11 protein-coding genes are annotated in these 18,817 nt (G+C 41.3%); 1 reads left to right on the top strand and 10 read right to left on the bottom strand.

Features of this window, described 5'->3' with window-relative positions:
• Positions 1-1,959 precede the first annotated feature (1,959 nt).
• The 9 genes from CAPGI0001_RS11615 to CAPGI0001_RS11575 all read right to left on the bottom strand — a co-directional run bounded on the left by CAPGI0001_RS11615 (position 1,960) and on the right by CAPGI0001_RS11575 (position 15,901).
• Positions 1,960-4,596 (bottom strand): DUF6493 family protein, encoded by a 2,637-nt coding sequence (locus tag CAPGI0001_RS11615; protein WP_002670586.1) that lies wholly within the window; start codon positions 4,594-4,596, stop codon positions 1,960-1,962.
• A 24-nt stretch (positions 4,597-4,620) separates the two neighbouring features.
• On the bottom strand, positions 4,621-7,308 hold the full coding sequence (locus tag CAPGI0001_RS11610) for a DUF6493 family protein (RefSeq protein ID WP_002670679.1): 2,688 nt from the start codon (positions 7,306-7,308) through the stop codon (positions 4,621-4,623).
• A gap of 80 nt (positions 7,309-7,388) precedes the next feature.
• Positions 7,389-8,165 carry a lipocalin-like domain-containing protein gene (locus tag CAPGI0001_RS11605; protein ID WP_002670333.1) on the bottom strand — a complete coding sequence of 259 codons (777 nt, stop codon included), beginning with the start codon at positions 8,163-8,165 and terminating at the stop codon, positions 7,389-7,391.
• A 527-nt stretch (positions 8,166-8,692) separates the two neighbouring features.
• A complete protein-coding gene (locus CAPGI0001_RS11600; protein WP_002670765.1) occupies positions 8,693-10,708 on the bottom strand; it encodes a M3 family metallopeptidase in 2,016 nt (671 codons plus the stop codon).
• A 110-nt stretch (positions 10,709-10,818) separates the two neighbouring features.
• The gene (lpxA, locus tag CAPGI0001_RS11595; RefSeq protein ID WP_002670567.1) at positions 10,819-11,622 is read right to left on the bottom strand and encodes an acyl-ACP--UDP-N-acetylglucosamine O-acyltransferase; all 804 of its coding nucleotides are present in this window, start codon (positions 11,620-11,622) and stop codon (positions 10,819-10,821) included.
• A 1-nt stretch (position 11,623) separates the two neighbouring features.
• On the bottom strand, positions 11,624-13,021 hold the full coding sequence (locus tag CAPGI0001_RS11590) for a bifunctional UDP-3-O-[3-hydroxymyristoyl] N-acetylglucosamine deacetylase/3-hydroxyacyl-ACP dehydratase (RefSeq protein ID WP_002670755.1): 1,398 nt from the start codon (positions 13,019-13,021) through the stop codon (positions 11,624-11,626).
• 38 nt (positions 13,022-13,059) lie between these two features.
• A complete protein-coding gene (locus tag CAPGI0001_RS11585) occupies positions 13,060-13,461 on the bottom strand; it encodes a hypothetical protein (protein WP_002670554.1) in 402 nt (133 codons plus the stop codon).
• Between the two features lie 6 nt (positions 13,462-13,467).
• Positions 13,468-14,499: a UDP-3-O-(3-hydroxymyristoyl)glucosamine N-acyltransferase gene (lpxD, locus tag CAPGI0001_RS11580; RefSeq protein ID WP_002670746.1), complete on the bottom strand. Its 1,032-nt coding sequence runs from the start codon at positions 14,497-14,499 to the stop codon at positions 13,468-13,470.
• A 184-nt stretch (positions 14,500-14,683) separates the two neighbouring features.
• Entirely contained in the window at positions 14,684-15,901 is a 1,218-nt protein-coding gene (locus CAPGI0001_RS11575; protein ID WP_002670336.1) for an exo-beta-N-acetylmuramidase NamZ family protein, read from the bottom strand.
• A 21-nt stretch (positions 15,902-15,922) separates the two neighbouring features.
• Here CAPGI0001_RS11575 and CAPGI0001_RS11570 point away from each other — a divergent pair, with 21 nt between their 5' ends.
• Entirely contained in the window at positions 15,923-17,173 is a 1,251-nt protein-coding gene (locus tag CAPGI0001_RS11570; protein ID WP_002670596.1) for an ABC transporter permease, read from the top strand.
• A 173-nt stretch (positions 17,174-17,346) separates the two neighbouring features.
• On the opposite strand, the gene CAPGI0001_RS12640 is transcribed toward CAPGI0001_RS11570, so the two are convergent.
• A complete protein-coding gene (locus CAPGI0001_RS12640; RefSeq protein ID WP_002670581.1) occupies positions 17,347-18,711 on the bottom strand; it encodes a leucine-rich repeat protein in 1,365 nt (454 codons plus the stop codon).
• Between the last annotated feature and the right edge of the window lie 106 nt (positions 18,712-18,817).

Genomic DNA, 18,817 nt, shown 5'->3' with positions numbered 1-18,817 from the left:
GTTGCAGGCGACAATTAGGTCGTCGAGGTCGGGGGATTTGCCTTGGGCTTCGTATTGCAAGAGTTTATCCACCAACACTTCTGCCTCTATATAGAAAGGTTCGTGTGTAGGGGTAGAAAGGAAAGGCAAGGTGTCTTTCTCTTTGAGCTTTTGGAGTGTGCGTGCTATCTTATTAAAGAGATAAGGGAAAGTCTGTTGTGCTTGATTGGCTGCTATGTGCATCACTCTTGGTTTGTCGAGTTTATCGGCTTGTGTATATTTATCTTCTTTGTATAGTTTTTGAATTTCTTTCCATTCCTTGTCGGTATCATATACAAGGGGTGTAGAGCTTTGGTTGCTCCAAGAGTCTAAAAATAAGTATAGTAGAGGCATCGTTCCCACAAACCACTCACGGGCGAGAAGCTGCTTGAGGTAGGGTTTTACCTGCTCAGCATAATCTGCAGGGATTTGGTCTTGCAAGCGTACCAGCGCATCAAAGAAAACATCAATAGTAGCGGCTGCTTTTTCGCGGATACAATCACCAATGAGGAAGAGGGTTTCATTAGGGGTTAGGGGATAGATGATAGGGGTTAGGGTGCGAGCCGCACAGGCAGAGCGAGCCGCACAGGCAGTTTGGGAGTTCTCGGACGAGGCTGACCTGTCGGACAAGTCGGACGGGGCGGATGATTCCGATGGACTTAGAGTTGCAAGGAGGTCTTGAGCTTTGCCTTTTAGGTAATTGCGGTAAGGTGCGATGACTTCGGGGAGACCTTCTTGGTTGAAATAGGTGATGAGTAGTTCAGCTACAGCTTCTTGTAGTTTTATATCGGGCTGAGTGAAGAGTACTGCCAATTGTTCACGATAGCTGACATCGGTAGGAGTATGTTTTTTGAATTCCTTTGCCAAAATCTCTACTCCTTGAAGGAGTGCTTTAGGTTGCTTCTCTACGGTAAAGGCGAGCGGGAATTGCACGCGGAAGCCTTCAAAATCAAACTTTTGCGCATTAGCAATAGAGACGATGTATTCCATAACGGTCTTCACTACACTGCCTACTCCAGTGCCTAAAACGGCAAAGAGCGTTTGTTGATGAGCCAAAAGTTCCTCTTGGGTAGGGGCAAGCCATTTGAGCAAACGGCAATGCCAATCGAGGTGGGGTTTCTTCCATTGGTTGAGCAATGATTCTAAAAGCTGCCCTACAAAACTACGAGGAATTTGGTAGCCATAATGCACCAATAATTCAAATACCTCATCCCAATAGGTAGTTACCTTAGCCGAACCCAAGTCGTTGGTCTTACGTAGGGTGTTGTCACTCTTCCACTTCGAAAGGTCAAGCACTTTGGTCTCAATACGGTAGAGTTGTAGGAGTACCTTTTCAATAGCTTCGGGGTTTTGCAAGAGGAAGTTTACATCGGCGGTTACATAGCGGTTGAACATAGAGACCTCAAGAAGGTTTTTTACAAAACGTTCTTCTTCAAAGGGAATCCATCCTTTTTTATAGAAATACCATTGGAATCCAAAAGAAAGTCCGTTAATTTCTTTGTTGTAGCGTTCTTTGAGCACTTCTTTGATATAGTAATCTGGCGGAAACTTTGTAAAGTACTTGATTACAGGTTCAAAATAGTAAGAACCCAAGATAACATAAGGAGTTACTTGATAAATTTCACCATAATAATTTTCTTTATTAATCATCACTTTGGCAATATCGCTTTCTTCACGTACCATAGTGATAAGGGCGTAGTTAAGCGCTTGAAAAACACTATCTTTATGGCGATAAGTATCCTTTTTATCCACGTTCTTTTGTGGGAAATCTGTTTCTGAATAGGGGTTTAAATCCTTGATAGCAGCGATGGTGCTATAACGCTCACTATCGGTGAGTTGGCTTGTAATGCTTAAAATAGCCGAAAAATTTCCCTCGGCAATGGCGGTGATGAGTTCTTTTTTCATTTTTCATTTCATTTTATTATCAAACAAATCAATTGATTAATTAGTCAGTTGTGCTAATTTCTTATGGTTTCTTGGCAGCTTATTCTGCTTTTCCACTTCTTTTAAATAGAGCTGTATTACTTCTTTCCCAAAGGCTTTTAGCTTCGCATCGTGGGTGGGTCTGTCCAAAAACTCTATAAAGCGAGGGATAGGGAGAAAATCCCAAGCGAGTACTTGGGCAAGGTAAGTTTTCAAGTAAGTTAAGTCTTCCCCACGAGTAATTGCCTGACAGATATATTCATACGCCAAATCACGTGAGGGACGTTTTTCAAACAGCAAAGCCGTACCTATATAGAGCCAACCGCTATGGCGTACCCTAATATCATAACGCAAAAGCACTTCCAAAGGCACTGACATATTGCGAATTTCGCGCACTTCGTTACCCGTAACCCAAGTGCTGATATAGTCACACAGCATCGCATCGGGGTAGTGAGGGTTGAGGCTTAGCTTATATTCAAAAATAGTACTGATGGGCGAACTTCCACCATTAGCATTGTAATAGCGATATGGGAAGGCATTCTTTAGATCTGTATAACTTACCCCTACCCACTCGGTGTGGTGCTCAAATACAAAACTCTTATGAGACTTATTTTCCTGCCAGCCATAGCCAATTAGGTAAGGTTTTACTACCCCCAGAATATCCTTAGCCGAAGTGTTTTCAAATTCTGGAAACGCTCTATCGGGGTGTTTGATACGAGTAATTTGCGCCCAAAGAGGGAGAAGCTCTTCGGTTAGTTGTATCTTATCAGTTAAACCTAAATAATACTGGATAGCAAGCGCATAGTTACCTTTGAGTTGTTTGGCTTTTTCTTTGGCTGTTGCCGAAACTTCTCTGAAAAGCAAGCGGTTGCAAGCTACAATCAGGTCGTCAATATCAGGTTGTACGCCTTGCGCTTCATATTGCAAGAGCTTATCCACCAATACCTCTGCTTCTATATAGAAAGGCAGATGCGTGGGGGTAGAGAGCAAAGGCAAGTGGCAGTGCTGGAGGATAGCGTCAATGACCATTTGCCCCTTGCGAAAAAGAAACGGCAGGACTTGGCGGGCATTGCCTAAGTAATAATCCTGCGTATAGGCTTCAAACTCTTTTTCGGAGAGCTTTTTGCGCTTTTTACAGAGTTCTTCCCACGTATAGCTACACTTAGGGTCAAGTGCTAAAGGACGGCGGTCTATCAGCGCACGTAAGACTCCCAAGAGAATGGCATCGGTAGGGATTTCCTCCTTATCTACTCGCTTGGTGAGTTGTTTGATATAAGGTGAAAGAGACTTTGCCCAATCGGCAGAGAAGTTATCTTGTATAGTAATAAGTCCCTCCAAGAAGACATCTATTGTATGAGCAGCAGGCTCGCGTAGGCAGTCGCCGAGGAGGAAGAGGAGGTCTTCAGGTTTTAGAGGATAGGTGATAGGGGTTAGGGTGCGAGCCGCACAGGCAGTTGGGGAGTTCTCAGAATTTTCAGAATTTTCTGATGGACTTAGGGTTGCAAGGAGGTCTTGGGCTTTGCCTTTTAGGTAATCGCGGTAAGGAGCGATGACTTTGGGAAGACCTTCTTGGTTAAAGTAGGAGGTGAGGAGGCTAGCGACTTTCTCTTGGAGCTTCACATCGGGTACAGTGAAGAGTACCGCTAATTGTTCGCGGTAGTCGGGATTGGTAGGGGCTTGCTTTTGGTAGTATTTTTCTAAAATCTCTACCCCTATGAGTTGGGATTTAGCGATTTTTTGGACAGTAAAGCAAAGTGCAAAATTATCGGCAAAGGATTGGAAATCAAAATCGGGATGAGTGCTTATTTGAGCAATACGCTTCATTGCAAAGTTGATAAGCGATGATTTGTCCAAAGTTAGCAAAGCAAAAAGCGTATGCTGACTTGGTAGCAACTCTTCTTCAGTAGGTACTAATCCCTCAATCCATCGGCAGTACATATCCAATACATTCTTTTTCCAAGGGTTGAGTAATATTTCTATAAAGCTGGTTATGAAGCTCTTATCAGGGAAATAGTTTTTCTTACAAAGCAGGGTAAAGACTTTTTGCCATTCCAAACTACTACTAATAACATAATCTATATACTTAGCCGTATGAGGAATCACCCGTGTTGCCAGCTCAGGATACTGGAGAAGTACCTCAGCTACTTCAGTTTCTTGTGTACGGTAATACTCAATATCATATAAGTTTTTGACAAAAATCTCTTCATTAAAAGGGATAATCCCCTCTGTGTAAAGGGCTAAGAGTATTTCGATAGAAAAACTACGTGGGGATTGCTCAAAAACCTGTTGGGCACCCGCTATCATATACGCCCCTTCGGGGGTGTGGATAAAATCCATAAAGGCTTGGGTGTGTTGGGAATTCAAAAAGAAAAGAGGATACTTAATACGTGTATGATAGCTCTTTACAGAAGTGAAATCCAGCTGTTTTTCTACACTTAGCAGTTCTTCTACGCTATGGCATACACACATCATCAGATAGGTGATGACATACTCGATTTTGTAACTAAGATGCTTTTCCTCGAATATATTTTCCCAATCTTTGTTGTGAGTTTGCTTTTTGATTTGTGTTTTTTTCTGCTCGGGAAGGGCAAAGGCAATACGGCGGATTTCTACCCAATTTTCATTTTTAAGGGCTGAGATAAGTTCTTTGTTCATAAGGTACTTTTACTATTATAATTATTAGTTAATCAAAAAACTAGCTAACTTCTTATGGTTGGTAGGTTTCTTTTCTTGTTTTTCAGCCAAAGGCAAATAGGCTTCTACTACCGCTTTTTGGAAGCCCTTTACTTTAGGGTCGCGGGTAGGAAGATCCAAAAACTCTACAAAGCGGGCGATAGGGGCGTACTTATGAGCTAAGAGCGTTCCGATGGCTTCGGCAAGGTAGGAGAGTGTTTTCTCTCTTTGCAGGCTTAGAAGGATATACTCGGCAGCCAGATCGCGCAAGGGTTTTCTCTCGGCTAAAAGACAAGTAGCGACCATTAGCCAACCGCCGTGATAGATAGGCAAGTTGTATTGTAAAAGCAAACTCATCACGCGAGTGGCTTCAGAGAGGCTTTCGCTATCCATCCCTTGGGTATAAGTGAGTAGGTATTTGCACAGCCAGCCATCTATATAGCGAGGGTTTAGACTGAGCTCATAGTCAATGTCCTCATCTATTACCTTGCCCATCGGCGATACATTGTAATAATTGGCTCCGAGTTCATTATAGTACGAATAAGTACTATGTTTTTTATCCCAATTGTCTTCCAAAATGATTTTATTTCGTTCTACACCGTTGATTTTGGTAAGTTCTACTTCGTATTTCAGATAAAACGGACGCACCAAGCCCTGTAAATTGGATTTCTGTGGGATTTCCAATTCAGGGAATACCCCATCAATATCTTTCAGACGTAAGACTTGCCCCCAGAGTACTCGTGTAGCATCGGTTACAGCTATTTGTTTATTTACCTCAAAGTAATATTGCAAGGCAGGAGTATAATCGCCTGTAAGGGAAAGAGCTAATTGCTTTTGTGCTTCTGTAATCTCGGTGGGGAGTAGGCGGTTGAGCCCTATGATGACATCTTCCTGCATAGGGGTTTTACCTGCTTTTTCATATTGAATAACGCGCTCTAAAAAGGTAAGCGGTTCTATATAAAACGGAGCATGAGTGGGGGTGCTGATAAATGGCAACGTGTCTTTCTCTTTGAGCTTTTGTAGAGCACACGCTATCTTATTGAAGAAAAAAGGGAAGATCTTCTTCGCTTTATTAGCACTTACGTGTATTTCTCTTAGTTTGTTGAACTTCTCGGCTTGTGAGTATTTCTTTTCGTTATAGAGTTCTTGTAATTCATTCCATTCCTTATTGGTATTATAAACAAGAGGGATAGGGCTTTGGCTACACCACGAGTCTAAAAACTGATAGAATAGTGATGTAACAGCCCTTTCGTTAGAGAGTAACTGTTTGAGATAGGGTTTTACCTGCTCTGGGTAATCTGCAGGGATTTGTGCTTGCAACTGGTTCAAGCCCTCAAAGAAAAGATCTAAGACAAGGGGAGAGCGCTCACGAATGCAATCGCCAATGAGGAAGAGCAGATCGTCCCAAGTGCGAGGAGTGCGAGCGGCATAGGCAATCTTGGGGGTGTGAGCCACACAGGCAGTTTGAGAGGTGCGAGCCGCACAGGCAATTTGGGAGTTCTCGGAATTCTCAGAATTTTCTGATGGACTTAGAGTTGCAAGGAGGTCTTGAGCTTTGCCTTTTAGGTAATCCTGATAGGGTGCTACGACTTCTGCTAAGCCCTCTCCACTGAAATAGGTGGTTAGGAGGTTGGCGACTTTCTCTTGAAGTTGGGCATCAGGGACGGTAAAGAGTACCGCTAATTGCTCGCGATAGTCGGGATTGGTAGGGGCTTGCTTCTTATAGTGCTTCTCCAAAATATCCAAACCTACCAATTGAGATTTGGCGATTTTTTGGGTAGTGAAACACAAAGAAAAGTTATCGGCGAAGGCTTGGAAGTCAAAGTCTTTTTCGCTGGCTATCTCTTTGATGAGTTTCATCACAAAGTTCACCACCGATGTCTTGTCGCTACTGAGCAGGGCAAAAAGGGTGTGTTGGTTAGATAAAAGCTCTTGGTGGGAGGGTTCAAAGGTTTCTATCCAACGGCAATACATATCCAACACAGTCTTCTTCCAAGGGTTCAGTAGGGCTTCGATAAAAGAGTGGAGAATCGCATTTTTGTTAGTCAAATATCCTTTTTTGTTTAGGGTATGATATATTTTTTTCCATTCTTCTGTAGTAAATATAGTATCTTGGATATACGCTGGTACAGAAGGGAAAAGAACAACTGTTTCTGGGTGTTTCAACAGGTATTTAGTAAGATGCTCGTCTGCCTTAAACCAATTGAGGTCATACATTTTTTGTATAAAAACACCCTCATTAAGAGGAATATACCCAGCCTTGTATACCGACCAAAGTATTTGAAAAGACATCTCCAGAGGATTATCTTTATACATCAGCTGGATACCTTCTATCATATAAGCCCCTTGTGGAGTTTGAACGAAATCTAATAAAACTTCGTCTTCTAAAGAAGATAGAAAATAGTAGTAATTCCCCTTTACATAAGGTTCTATATTCTGGAAAAGTTCTATTTTTCTTACCTCCTCTAAGGTATTGCACACACACATAATAGTGTATGAGATAATGGCTAATTCCTTATTAGAGAAATGGTATCTTTTTTCTTTTTCGAGGATTTCCCGAAAGATAAAGTTAAAATTCTTTCGGGCAAAATAACTCTTTAGCTCCTGTCTTTCTTCCTCAGAAAGACCAAAGCAAATATTGCGTATCGCGGTAAAATCGTGTGCCTTAATGGCGGAAAGTAAGTTTTCTTTCATAGAGATAAATTAAAAGCCTATTTATTCATTTATTCCTTAAAACAAACTCCCCTTTGGCAAGGGGAGTTTAACAAGGCGGGTTATTTTTCTTTGGTAAAGTGCATTACTGTGCGTCCGTTATCTATAGCAAAGGTCATATAGCGGTTATTGTTGGAGAAATTGATGTCCCAAAGTGTTTTTTTCGCAGGGTTGCTCACATTGTAGTACTTGCCCCCTTCCTTTACCCACTCGTAGCTGTTTATCGTTTTATTACATTGCCCATTCTCTGGATAATTAAGGTATAGGGTAGCTCCCAAAGAGCTGGCTACTATACTTCCGTACAAACATTTGCCATCTTGTACTATAAATTCTTGTTGTCCCACTACATATTTGGTCATTTGCCAACGTCCCACAAAAGGGTCGAGATAACTATAGTCTTCTCCTTTTTTATGAAGGACACTTATTATATCATAAGCTCCTGATTTAAACCTAAAAATCAGTTCTTTCCCTTTCATTTCATATTTGATAGAAAATGTAGAACCTATTCTATGATTAGGAGAGTCCTCGGCTACAATCGCATTTATAACCCCATTATTAATCGTGTAATTGTAATATGTAGGAGTGTATTTGCAGTCTGAACCTTCTAAATGGTGCCGTTCGTAGTTTATTTTTTTATCGGAAATAGACCAATAAGATTGTTGAGAGCAATTATCAAGGGTTATCCATCGCAATCCTTTGTTATTGTCATTACTATAGACAGTATGGAAATACCAATCTCCGTTAAGCGAAGTGCTACCTCCGCCGTTGTCGTCGTCTTTCCCGCAAGAGGAAACGAATAATGCTGTGGCAACAAGTGCCAAAAAAATGAGTTTTTTCATAAGTTTTTTTATTTTGAAAATTAAGTGTTACTAAGTTATTTATTTATCCCCTACAATCCCCCTCTTCGAGGGAAGTCCGCGAGAGCGGAGTATGTGAGGGGGGAGGTCTTTTAATAAATTATTTCTCTTATAGGTGGCGGTTATTATTATCGATTCTTTGTGAGAACCTCCCCCTAACCCCCTCCCTGAGGGGGAATCACGCACTACAAAGATACTTTTATAAGAACAAAATCCCTGTTTGCGCCCTACAATCCCCCCTCTTTGCGTCCTGCAATCCCCCTCTCTGAGGGGGCAGGGGGAGGTTAATTATTCTCCCACTTTGAGGGAAGTCCGCGAGAGCGGAGTATGTGAGGGGGGAGGTTTCCATTATAAATTATTTTTCTCTTTGGGCAAAGGTAATAAAAAAATTAAGATATAAATGTAATTAATTCGTTTTTTTGCTTTTTTTACTATCTATCGGCTCTAAATGCTTTGCCGGTATTGGTTACAAGAAGCTCATTAATAGAAAAAATCCTTTTCATCTCTCACTATTCGCCTTTCACTTCTCCAAAAGCTCTTCGGATAAGGGCATCGGGGGTAGGGTCTTGACCACGGAAGCGCTTGTATAGCAGGCTTTCCTTTTCGCTACTGCCCTTTTCGAGAACCTCCTTGCGGAAACGAGTCGCTACTTCAGCATTGAAAATACCTACTTCCTTAAAGGCTTCAAAAGCATCGGCGTCCAATACTTCCGACCATTTGTAGCTGTAATACCCTGCGGCATAGCCTCCGCTGAAAATATGAGAGAAAGCAGGAGAAATACACATCACATCAATAGGGGGATAGAGCTGGGTTACTTTGGTAGCTTCTTGCTCGAACAAATCCACACTCTCGAGGCGTTCCAGATGAGGATAGGTATGCCACGCCATATCTAAGAATCCAAAATTGAGCTGGCGCACACTTAGGATACCCTCCATAAAGGCGCTGGCTTCTTTTATCTTTTGTACCCATTCTATAGGCAGAGGGGCGCCCGTCTCATAATGTGTGGCGAAAAGGCGCAAAGTTTCTTCTTCATAACACCAATTTTCCATCAACTGACTGGGGAGTTCCACAAAGTCTCGGGCTACATTGGTACCACTGAGCGAGGGGTAAGTAACCTTGGAGAGCATCCCGTGAAGGGCGTGCCCAAACTCGTGAAAGAGAGTCGTTAGCTCGTTGAATGTCAGCAAAGAAGGAGCGGTATCCGTTGGGCGGGTGAAGTTGCACACTATAGAGATATGAGGGCGGGAATCGTTGCCCTGCTTATCTGTATACTGCTCTTTGTAGGAGGTCATCCACGCTCCATTGCGCTTGCCTGCACGAGGGAAAAAATCGGTGTAGAAAAGGGCGAGATAATTGCCATCCTCATCGGTTACCTTGTAGGTTTGTACTTCAGGGTGGTATTTTTCTACCTCCTCGGTAAGGGAGAAGCACAAGCCGTAGAGCTTGTGGGCAACGGCAAACATACCTTCTACTGCCTTGTCTAAGGATAGATAAGGCTTGAGCAGGGAGTCATCAATCTGGTAACATTCTTGTTTGAGTTTTTCGGCATAGTAGGCGAAATCCCACTGCTGGAAGTCGGCAAGCCCCGAGAAGGTTTTGAGTTGTTCTAACTCCTTAAGGGCTTGCGGTTTGGCTTTGCTTAACAGTTCACTCAGGAAGTTCATCACCTTTTCGGGTGTTTCTGCCATACGCTCCTCCAAGGCAAACGCTGCATAAGAAGGATAGCCCAAGAGGGTAGCACGGGCTTGGCGTAGCTCGGCGATACGCAAGACATTGGCCTCATTGCTAAAGGCACTCTCTCCCGCACAACGACTGTGATAATCGGTGAAGAGTTTTTGGCGTAGGTCACGGTTATCGGCATATTTCATCACAGCAGTATACACGGGCATATCCAGCGTAATAACCCAGCCTTGGGTATGGCGCTTTTGGGCTTCTTGGGCGAGTATCTCAAGGACAAAATCGGGTAGCCCACTCAGTTGTTCCTTATCGGTAATTACCCATTGGTAATGCTGGGTTTCAGCGAGTACATTCTCGGAGAATTTCAGCTTAAGTGTAGCCAATTCTTTATCAATCTTGCGCAAACTCTCCTTATCGTTGAGTGATAAGTTAGCCCCATTGCGAGTAAAACTTTTGTAAGTTTTTTCAAGGAGTGTCTGTTGTTCTGCAGTGAGTGATAGGTTTTCGCGCTGGTCATATACTGTTTTTACTCGCTTGAAGAGGGCTTCATTCAGGCGGATATCATTGCCGTAGTCAGTAAGTAGGGGCGAGATGCGTTGCGCTTCGGCTTGCAGGGTGTCGTTAGTCTCGGCACTGTTGAGGTTGAAGAACATAGCCGTAAGTCGGTCGAGTTCTAAGCCTGTGTAAGCCAAGGCTTCTATTGTATTCTTAAAACTAGCTGGTTCAGGATTTTGGGTAATACTATCGATTTGAGCGAGGCTTTCGGCGATAGCTTTTTCAATAGCTGGTAGATAGTCGGTAGGAGTAAAGCGCGAAAAGGGCGCCGCGTTATAAGGAGTTTGAAACATATTATACGTATTTTAATGATGAAAGGGCAAAGATACAACTATTATAGAAAAATAAAAAGAGATACAATGATTTGCATCTCTTTTTTATAAGCTAAGAAGAAAATAGCACTTTATACATTTCCTTCATCTGGAAGGATACCTGCATATCCTTTCATAATACCGTGTTGGGAGCGACGAACGAATTGTAGGATCTCGTCTCTCTCTACAGTAGCCTCCATTTCAGCCTCTATATATTCTAAGGCGTGGGAAGTACTGAGTTTCTTTTGGAAAAGGATACGATAGATATTTTGTATTTCACGAATTTTCTCGGTAGAGAATCCTCTACGATGTAGGCCAATAGAGTTCACCCCTACATAGGAGAGAGGATTACGAGCGGCCTTGACATAAGGAGGCACATCTTTTCCTACTAAGGAACCCCCTGTAACAAAAGCATAGCTCCCAATAGAGCAGAACTGATAGACAGCTGTCATTCCAGCCATTACAGCACAATCCCCCACAGTTACATGTCCGGCTAAGGTGGTGCCATTGGAGAAAATACAATTGTCCCCCACGATACAATCGTGAGCGATATGGGAGTAAGCCATAATCAGGCAGTTATTTCCCACCACAGTACGCATGCGATCCACCGTTCCTTTGTTGATAGTAACGCATTCGCGGATGGTAGTGTTGTCCCCTATATGGGTAGTAGTTTCTTCTCCTTTGTACTTAAGATCTTGGGGAATGGCTGAGATAACTGCTCCTGGGAATATTTTACAGTTTTTCCCGATACGAGCCCCTTCCATAATGGTTACATTAGGACCTATCCAAGTGCCTTCTCCAATCTCTACATTTCTGCAAATAGTAGAGAAAGGTTCTACTACCACATTCTGAGCGATTTTAGCTTCAGGGTGTATATTGACTAAGGGATACATCATATTACTCTTGATTATCGTCTCTTTTTACTATTTTAGCCATAAGTTCTCCCTCGGTTACGAGTTTACCATTGGCGTAGGCATACCCCTGCATATGGCAGATACCTCGACGGATAGGAGTGAGTAGCTCTAACTTGAAGATAAGGGTATCTCCGGGGAGTACTGGGTTTTTGAATTTGACATTGTCAATCTTCATAAAATAAGTTAGGTAGTTCTCTGGATCGGGAACTGTACTAAGGATCAGTACCCCTCCAGCCTGAGCCATAGCTTCTATCTGTAGGACTCCAGGCATAACGGGTGCTCCAGGGAAATGTCCCACAAAGAAAGGTTCATTCATGGTAACACTCTTGGTGGCAATGACATGCTTATCAGAAAGTTCGAATACCTTATCTACCAAGAGCATAGGCGGACGATGGGGAAGAAGTTTCATAATTCCCACAGTATCAATTAGTGGTGCTTGGTTGATATCTACTTTAGGTATATCGTTTTTACGCTCATTGGCTATAATTTTGGAGAGTTTTTTAGCAAACTGAGTATTGGTAAAGTGTCCAGGTTTGTTAGTGATTACTTTTCCACGAATACGCACTCCTACGAGAGCTAAATCACCTACTACATCCAAGAGCTTGTGTCGAGCTGCTTCATTAGAATAATGGAGGTCTATATTGTCCAATACACCATTAGGCTTTACTGTAACATTGTCACGATTGAATACTTTTTTAAGCTTCTCCATAGTCTCCTTGGAAGGCTCTTTATCTACATAGATAATAGCATTGTTCAGATCACCTCCTTTGATAAGTCCCTTGTCCAAAAGTACTTCAAGTTCGTGTAAAAAGCTGAAAGTGCGAGCATTGGCTATATCATCCTTGAACTCAGAAAGCGAGTGCATATAGGCATTTTGGGTGCCGAGTATTTTAGTGCCAAAGTCCACCATGGTGGTTACTTGGTACTCATCGGCAGGGATAAGGGTGATCTCAGAACCTGTCTCCTCATTCTTATAAGAAATTACCTCGTGTACAATATACTCATGGCGCTCAGCTTCTTGGGCTACAATCCCTACTTTTTCAATGGCTTCTACGAAATATTTAGCAGAACCATCCATGATAGGAGGCTCAGGTGCGTCCAATTCCATGATGACATTGTCCAAGTTCATACCTACCAATGCAGCAAGAATATGCTCACAGGTCTGTATTTTTACTCCTTTTTTCTCCAAGACAGTACCTCTTTCGGTACTGGTCACATAGGAAGCTTCTGCTTCTATGACTGGGTTGCCCTCCAAGTCTACTCGTACAAATACAAACCCTGTATTTTCATTGGCAGGTTTTAGGGTGAGGGTTACATTCTTTCCTGTATGGAGCCCTTTTCCTTGTAAGGTAACTGGGGCAGCTAATGTATATTGTTTCACAAGATATATTTTTTAATTACGTAATTTTCTAATATCTATTAAAGTATTGTTTCTAAAATGGGTTTTTCAATAACTCTAAATATTTCCTGATTTATATTGGCTACTTTACAAATTTTCTTCTTTATACTATGGGGAAAACTTCCTGTTCTAAATAAGCAAATAATGTTTTCTATATAGATACGTTCAAAAAATAAGGAAAGCAGGCTTTTATCATCACTTTTTAGTCTAATATATTCATCAACCTCTTTACTTGTAAGAGTAGGATATTCTTTTAGTTTGCCTTTTATATAAGCGGAGCCTCTTTCTTGAGCAATCTGCTCTATATCCTTCAGGCAACGTTTGTAAATACTTAGATACTCTGCTCCTGAATTGATATAATATATATGTTCTGGAAAATCATTGAGTAGGTTCAAAGATTCCTTCAATAGCTCAATATTCATAATAGGTTAAGAATCAATCTTTTTTTCTAATTCACCGATTTTCTTGAACAATTCAGGAAGTTTTCTGAATACTACATAGGATTTGTTGTAATCCATATAAGTAAAGGCAGGTGAACCCTGAATTACTTCATTGTCCTTAACATCTCTACCAATTCCTGATTGGGCTTGTATTTTTACATTATTACCTATAGTGAAGTGCCCTGCAATGCCGACCTGTCCACCTATGCTACAATGTGCGCCAATCTTACTAGAACCTGCTACCCCTGCTTGAGAGGCAATAACCGTATGAGCTCCTATTTCCACATTGTGAGCTATTTGCACTAAGTTGTCTATTTTTACCCCTTTTCGGATAATGGTAGAGCCCATAGTGGCACGGTCTATAGTGGTATTGGCTCCAATCTCTACCTCATCCTCAATCACTACATTGCCTATCTGAGGGATTTTCTTGTAGGAACCATCTTCTTGAGGGGCAAAGCCAAAGCCATCCGCTCCAATGACTACCCCTGAGTGGAGAATGCAATTGGCACCTATTACAGAGTCCGCACAGAGGGTTACTGCACTGAAGATAATAGTGTTGTCTCCTATTGTGACATTGTCTCCTATGTTGGTGTTGGAATATATCTTTACATTGTTGCCTATCTTACAATGTGCCCCAATAGAAGTAAAAGCACCTATATACACATTCTCTCCTAAAGTAGAAGAAGAATTGATAAACACGGGTTCTTCTATGCCTACTTTGGTAGCTATACGCATTTGATTATAGTACTCTAATAGTTGTGTAAATGCCAAATAAGGATCAGCTACCCTAATCAATGTAGATTTGATAGGTTGTTCTGGATGGAAGTCATCCTTTACAATCACCACAGAAGCCTCTGTCGTATAGATAAAGTGCTTGTACTTAGGATTGGATAAAAAGGTAATAGTCCCAGGACACCCTTCTTCAATCTTGGAGAGTTTGTAAACCTCTACTTCAGGGTCTCCAGTGACAGTTCCATTGAGGACTTGTGCAATCTGACTTGCGGTAACTTTATGTAACATAGAAACTTAAGTTCTTGTAAGATAGGTATTTACTCTATTGATAGGTGTTTTTTGAGTAAATATACCCTCTTTTCATGGCACAAAAATAAAAAATATAATTTACATAGCGCATATTTTTTGTATAATTTTCTCCACAATTTTTATTTTTAACCCTCTTAAAAATAAAGGGAAAACTCTTTATAGTTTAAAAATCAGAGGGATACAAAAGATATTTTTTTCGTGTCTTTTTGAATTTTTCTAAAGCATCTTGCCAGCTTGCTTTGATCTCTTTTTCACTCTTGTGCTGGAGGAGCTGCTCTTTGAGGGTTTTGTTACCTGCCAGCTTATCAAAGGAAGACGAAAAAAAGTTAACCTTCACAGCAGAAGTCTGTTCGTAGGTCTTTATTAGCCAAGAAAGGTTCAGTGTGGATAGTGTAGGAGTATGGCTTAGATCTTCTCCATAGCATACTTTTCCATTGTATTTAGGATTCTTATCCCCAGCATTGGGCTTAGGGGTGAAGGTAAAGGCTGTTTTTTCCAAATAGGGAGAGCCATATATTTGGAATTGCCATTGGGTACCACGCCCCATACTGATGTTAGTCCCCTCGAAGAAACATAGGCTTGGGTATAGGTTTACCGCAGTCATATTGGGGAGATTAGGAGAGGGAGCTACAGGTAGGGGATAGATAGCCTTGCGGTCATAGCTCTTAAGGGGCACTATCTTCAGGGTACACTGGATACCGTTCTTAAGCCATTTCTCTCCGTTGATCATCTGGGCGTATTCGGCAATGGTCATTCCATAGACCACAGGGACGGGGTGCATACCTATAAAGCTTTTATAAGAAGATTCTAGTACAGGCCCATCTATATAGTGACCGTTAGGATTCGGACGGTCAAGGATTACCAAGGGAATATAGTTCTCAGCACAGGCTTCCATCACATAGTGTAGGGTCGAGATATACGTGTAGAAGCGCACCCCTACATCCTGTAGGTCAAAGAGCATGACCTCTATTCCTTTAAGCTGTTCTGCTGTAGGTTTCTTATTCTTCCCATATAGGGAGATAATGGGGAGTTTAGTCTTGGGATCTACTCCATCCTTGATTACTTCTCCAGCATCAGCTGTACCCCGAAAACCATGCTCAGGAGCAAAAACCTTGGAGATGTTTATCTTCTTGGCAAGAAGAAAATCCACCAAATGTTCGTTCTGTACTGTGATGGTGCTGTCCTTTTCATGGGCAATTTTTTGAATAATCCCTGTATGATTGGTAACTACTCCTATACGCTTGCCTGCAAGCATAGGAAGGTACTGATAGGATTGGTTGGCACCAGTTCCTACATACTCATATTTCTTAATAGAAATATTTTGTGCAGAAAGTTGTCCAAAAACACCTATAAGTAATAAAAAAAGTGTAATTTTGCTCATTCTAAAATTGCATTTTTTATTTTGAATATTGAATTTTTTATAGCCCGTCGTTTGGTTCATAATTCAGGGGGCAAAAGTAGTATTTCTTCTCCAATTATCAAAATCGCCATCAGTGCTATTGCACTTGGGGTGGTGATGATTCTTATTGCTATTGCAACAGGGAGGGGCTTACAGGAACGTATCCGACAGAAAATAGCCTCTCTCAATGGGCATATCCAGATATTCAATTACGATACCAATCGCTCGGAAGTCTCTATTGTGCCTATTTCGAATCAGGAGGATTTCTATACAGACCCTCAGTTCTTCAACCGAGAAGGGAAAAAGGTACTACACCTACAAGGGGTTATCACCAAGGGGGGAATTATCCGTACTGAAAAAACTTTTGAGGGGATTATAGCTAAGGGAGTAGGGAAGGACTTTGATGCTCAGTATATGAAGGCTTACCTCAAAGCAGGAAAATTCCCTGATTTCAGTTCTGATACTCTTAGCAATGAGGTGCTTATATCGGAATATTTGGCAAACCGATTAGAACTCTCCGTAGGGGACACTTGTAATACTCTCTTCCTTAGAGAAGAGAGTGAAGGGATACCGAATCAACGCAATTTTACTATAGCAGGAATATATGCTTCTGGTTTTCAGCAATTTGATGCTACTTATATTCTTGTGGATATTCGCCAACTACAAAAAATAAATAAGTGGACACCCCAGCAAGTAGGGCTTTTTGAGGTTTTTATCAAGGACTTTGATCAGATGGATTCTGTAGGGGAATATGTCTATAATCATATTCCTACTACCTATGATTCACAGACGATTGCTCAGAAGTATCCAACTATTTTTGAGTGGTTTCATACTTTTGATCTCAATATCTTCATCATCATTGCTATAATGGTGATTGTAGGCGGGGTGAATATGATTACTGCCATCCTTGTGCTGATCCTAGAGCGAACACCTATGATAGGTACGCTGAAAGCATTGGGAGCGACCAACTGGAATATCCGTAAGATATTTCTTTACAATGCAGCTTACCTGATAGGCTTAGGGCTTTTCTGGGGAAATCTTATAGGGCTTAGTTTGCTCTGTATACAGTATTATTTTGCTCCTCTGAAACTGGATCCTACCGTGTATTATGTAACTGAAGTTCCTATCTACTTACATATGGGCTATATCATAGCACTTAATATAGGAATTCTTATCACTTGCTTACTCATGTTACTGGTTCCCTCTTATATAGTAAGCAGAATATCTCCCATTAAGGCTATAAAGTTTGAGTAATATAGAAAGACATCCATCAGACGATTCTCTTTTGATTAATCGTATGGTAGAGATGCGATAAATTGCATCTGCTTAATATTCATATAGTGATACAATTCTTGTGCCCTATGTTGGTGCAAGTTTGTAGCTTGTGCTACTCATATCGAGAAATTGTATAAATGAATATACCCCTATTAGTCTTTAGGTTTTTCAGAAATAGGTTTTATATATCTCTCATATTTACTCCATTGAGAATCATTTATATAGGTATCTACACTATTGTCAGGAACATAGATGATTTTTGTCTGGGGAGTATCTTTGAATGCATCAGGTTCTGTATTATCTTTGATCAAAATAGGAGGATTCTGAGATTCCATGATAATAGTTTTTAAGTTTTGACATCCATAGAAAGCTGCATAATTAATTTCAGCAACATTTTTTGGAATAATAATACTTGAAATACCAGCACCTGCAAAAGAATATCTTCCAATTTTTTCCAAATTTTTATTAAGGATGACTTCTTTTAGCCCCATCATTCCATTAAAGACTCTAAGTCCAATAATTTTTACATTCTCGCCTATTATAATCGATTCGAGTTTGTTACAATCTTTAAATGCTCCATGTCCAATGCCTCTCACATTTCTCAACTCCTCTACACTATTCATATCTAATTTCCTGATAGTTTTTAAGAACCATTTTGTTAGGGACTGCTCTCCTGTTTCTTCATCATTTCCAATTTCATAATCGGAGCTGCGTATCTCAGGAGGGATTAAACTGATAAAGTTATCTCTCCAGTTTCCTCCTTCTTTAGGTCCATAAAGTCTTTTATGGAGTATATCAATATAAAAATCTCCATCTTGACCTATTTCTTTTTTTGGGGCTCCTGTTCCCGAGAATAGACGACCTACACCTTTATCAGGGATTCCTGCTTGTCCATCTTTTCCATTAGAACCAGGTTTTCCGTCTTCACCCTTAGGCCCTTGCTTCCCGTCTTCACCCTTAGGCCCTTGCTTTCCATCTTCACCCTTGGGTCCTTGCTTTCCGTCTTCACCCTTAGGTCCTTGTTTTCCATCTTCACCCTTGGGTCCTTGCTTTCCATCTTCACCCTTGGGTCCTTGCTTTCCATCTTCACCCTTAGGTCCTTGCTCTCCCTTGAATCCTTGTTTGCCTCGTTCACCTTTGAGTCCTCTGTCTCCCTTTTCCCCTTTATCCCCTTTGACTCCTTGCTCGCCTCGTTCACCTTGGTCTCCTTTGTTGCCTTGGTCTCCTTTATTTCCTTTATCTCCCTTGTCCCCTTTCTCCCCCTTCTCTCCTTGTAATCCTCTTAGGGAAATAGGGTTTCCCCAGCCTTGTGCTGTCTTTGCTCCATAGAGGTTGGAGGTAGAAAGGTCTAAATAGTAATCTCCAATACTACCTAAGGAGGCATCGGGAGCTCCAGTTCCTGAGTGGATAAGGTTGCCTTTTTGTACTTCGGTACGTTCCACCACAGTTTCTTTCTGACAGTTGGTAATAGTAAAACTGCTTATCAATAAGATAGTTAAAATGATGTATCTTTTCATAGCATTAGTTTTTAGCTGAAATGATTCCATTGTTTGTAAGATCACCACAAAGTTAAGAATAAAGGAGGAATTAACCTAATTTTTTTCTTAAAAAAAACAAGAAAAA

Source organism: Capnocytophaga gingivalis ATCC 33624, assembly GCF_000174755.1.
Taxonomy (GTDB): Bacteria; Bacteroidota; Bacteroidia; order Flavobacteriales; family Flavobacteriaceae; genus Capnocytophaga; species Capnocytophaga gingivalis.
Note: the sequence above shows the minus strand (reverse complement) of the source record. Positions and strands in the feature narration are given on the sequence as shown.

Bases quoted from the DNA above. Each gene is read 5' to 3' on its own strand.
- CAPGI0001_RS11615 (WP_002670586.1), bottom strand. From the start codon at position 4,596: ATGAACAAAGAACTTATCTCAGCCCTTAAAAATGAAAATTGGGTAGAA.
- CAPGI0001_RS11610 (WP_002670679.1), bottom strand. From the start codon at position 7,308: ATGAAAGAAAACTTACTTTCCGCCATTAAGGCACACGATTTTACCGCG.
- CAPGI0001_RS11605 (WP_002670333.1), bottom strand. From the start codon at position 8,165: ATGAAAAAACTCATTTTTTTGGCACTTGTTGCCACAGCATTATTCGTT.
- CAPGI0001_RS11600 (WP_002670765.1), bottom strand. From the start codon at position 10,708: ATGTTTCAAACTCCTTATAACGCGGCGCCCTTTTCGCGCTTTACTCCT.
- lpxA (WP_002670567.1), bottom strand. From the start codon at position 11,622: ATGATGTATCCCTTAGTCAATATACACCCTGAAGCTAAAATCGCTCAG.
- CAPGI0001_RS11585 (WP_002670554.1), bottom strand. From the start codon at position 13,461: ATGAATATTGAGCTATTGAAGGAATCTTTGAACCTACTCAATGATTTT.
- lpxD (WP_002670746.1), bottom strand. From the start codon at position 14,499: ATGTTACATAAAGTTACCGCAAGTCAGATTGCACAAGTCCTCAATGGA.
- CAPGI0001_RS11575 (WP_002670336.1), bottom strand. From the start codon at position 15,901: ATGAGCAAAATTACACTTTTTTTATTACTTATAGGTGTTTTTGGACAA.
- CAPGI0001_RS12640 (WP_002670581.1), bottom strand. From the start codon at position 18,711: ATGAAAAGATACATCATTTTAACTATCTTATTGATAAGCAGTTTTACT.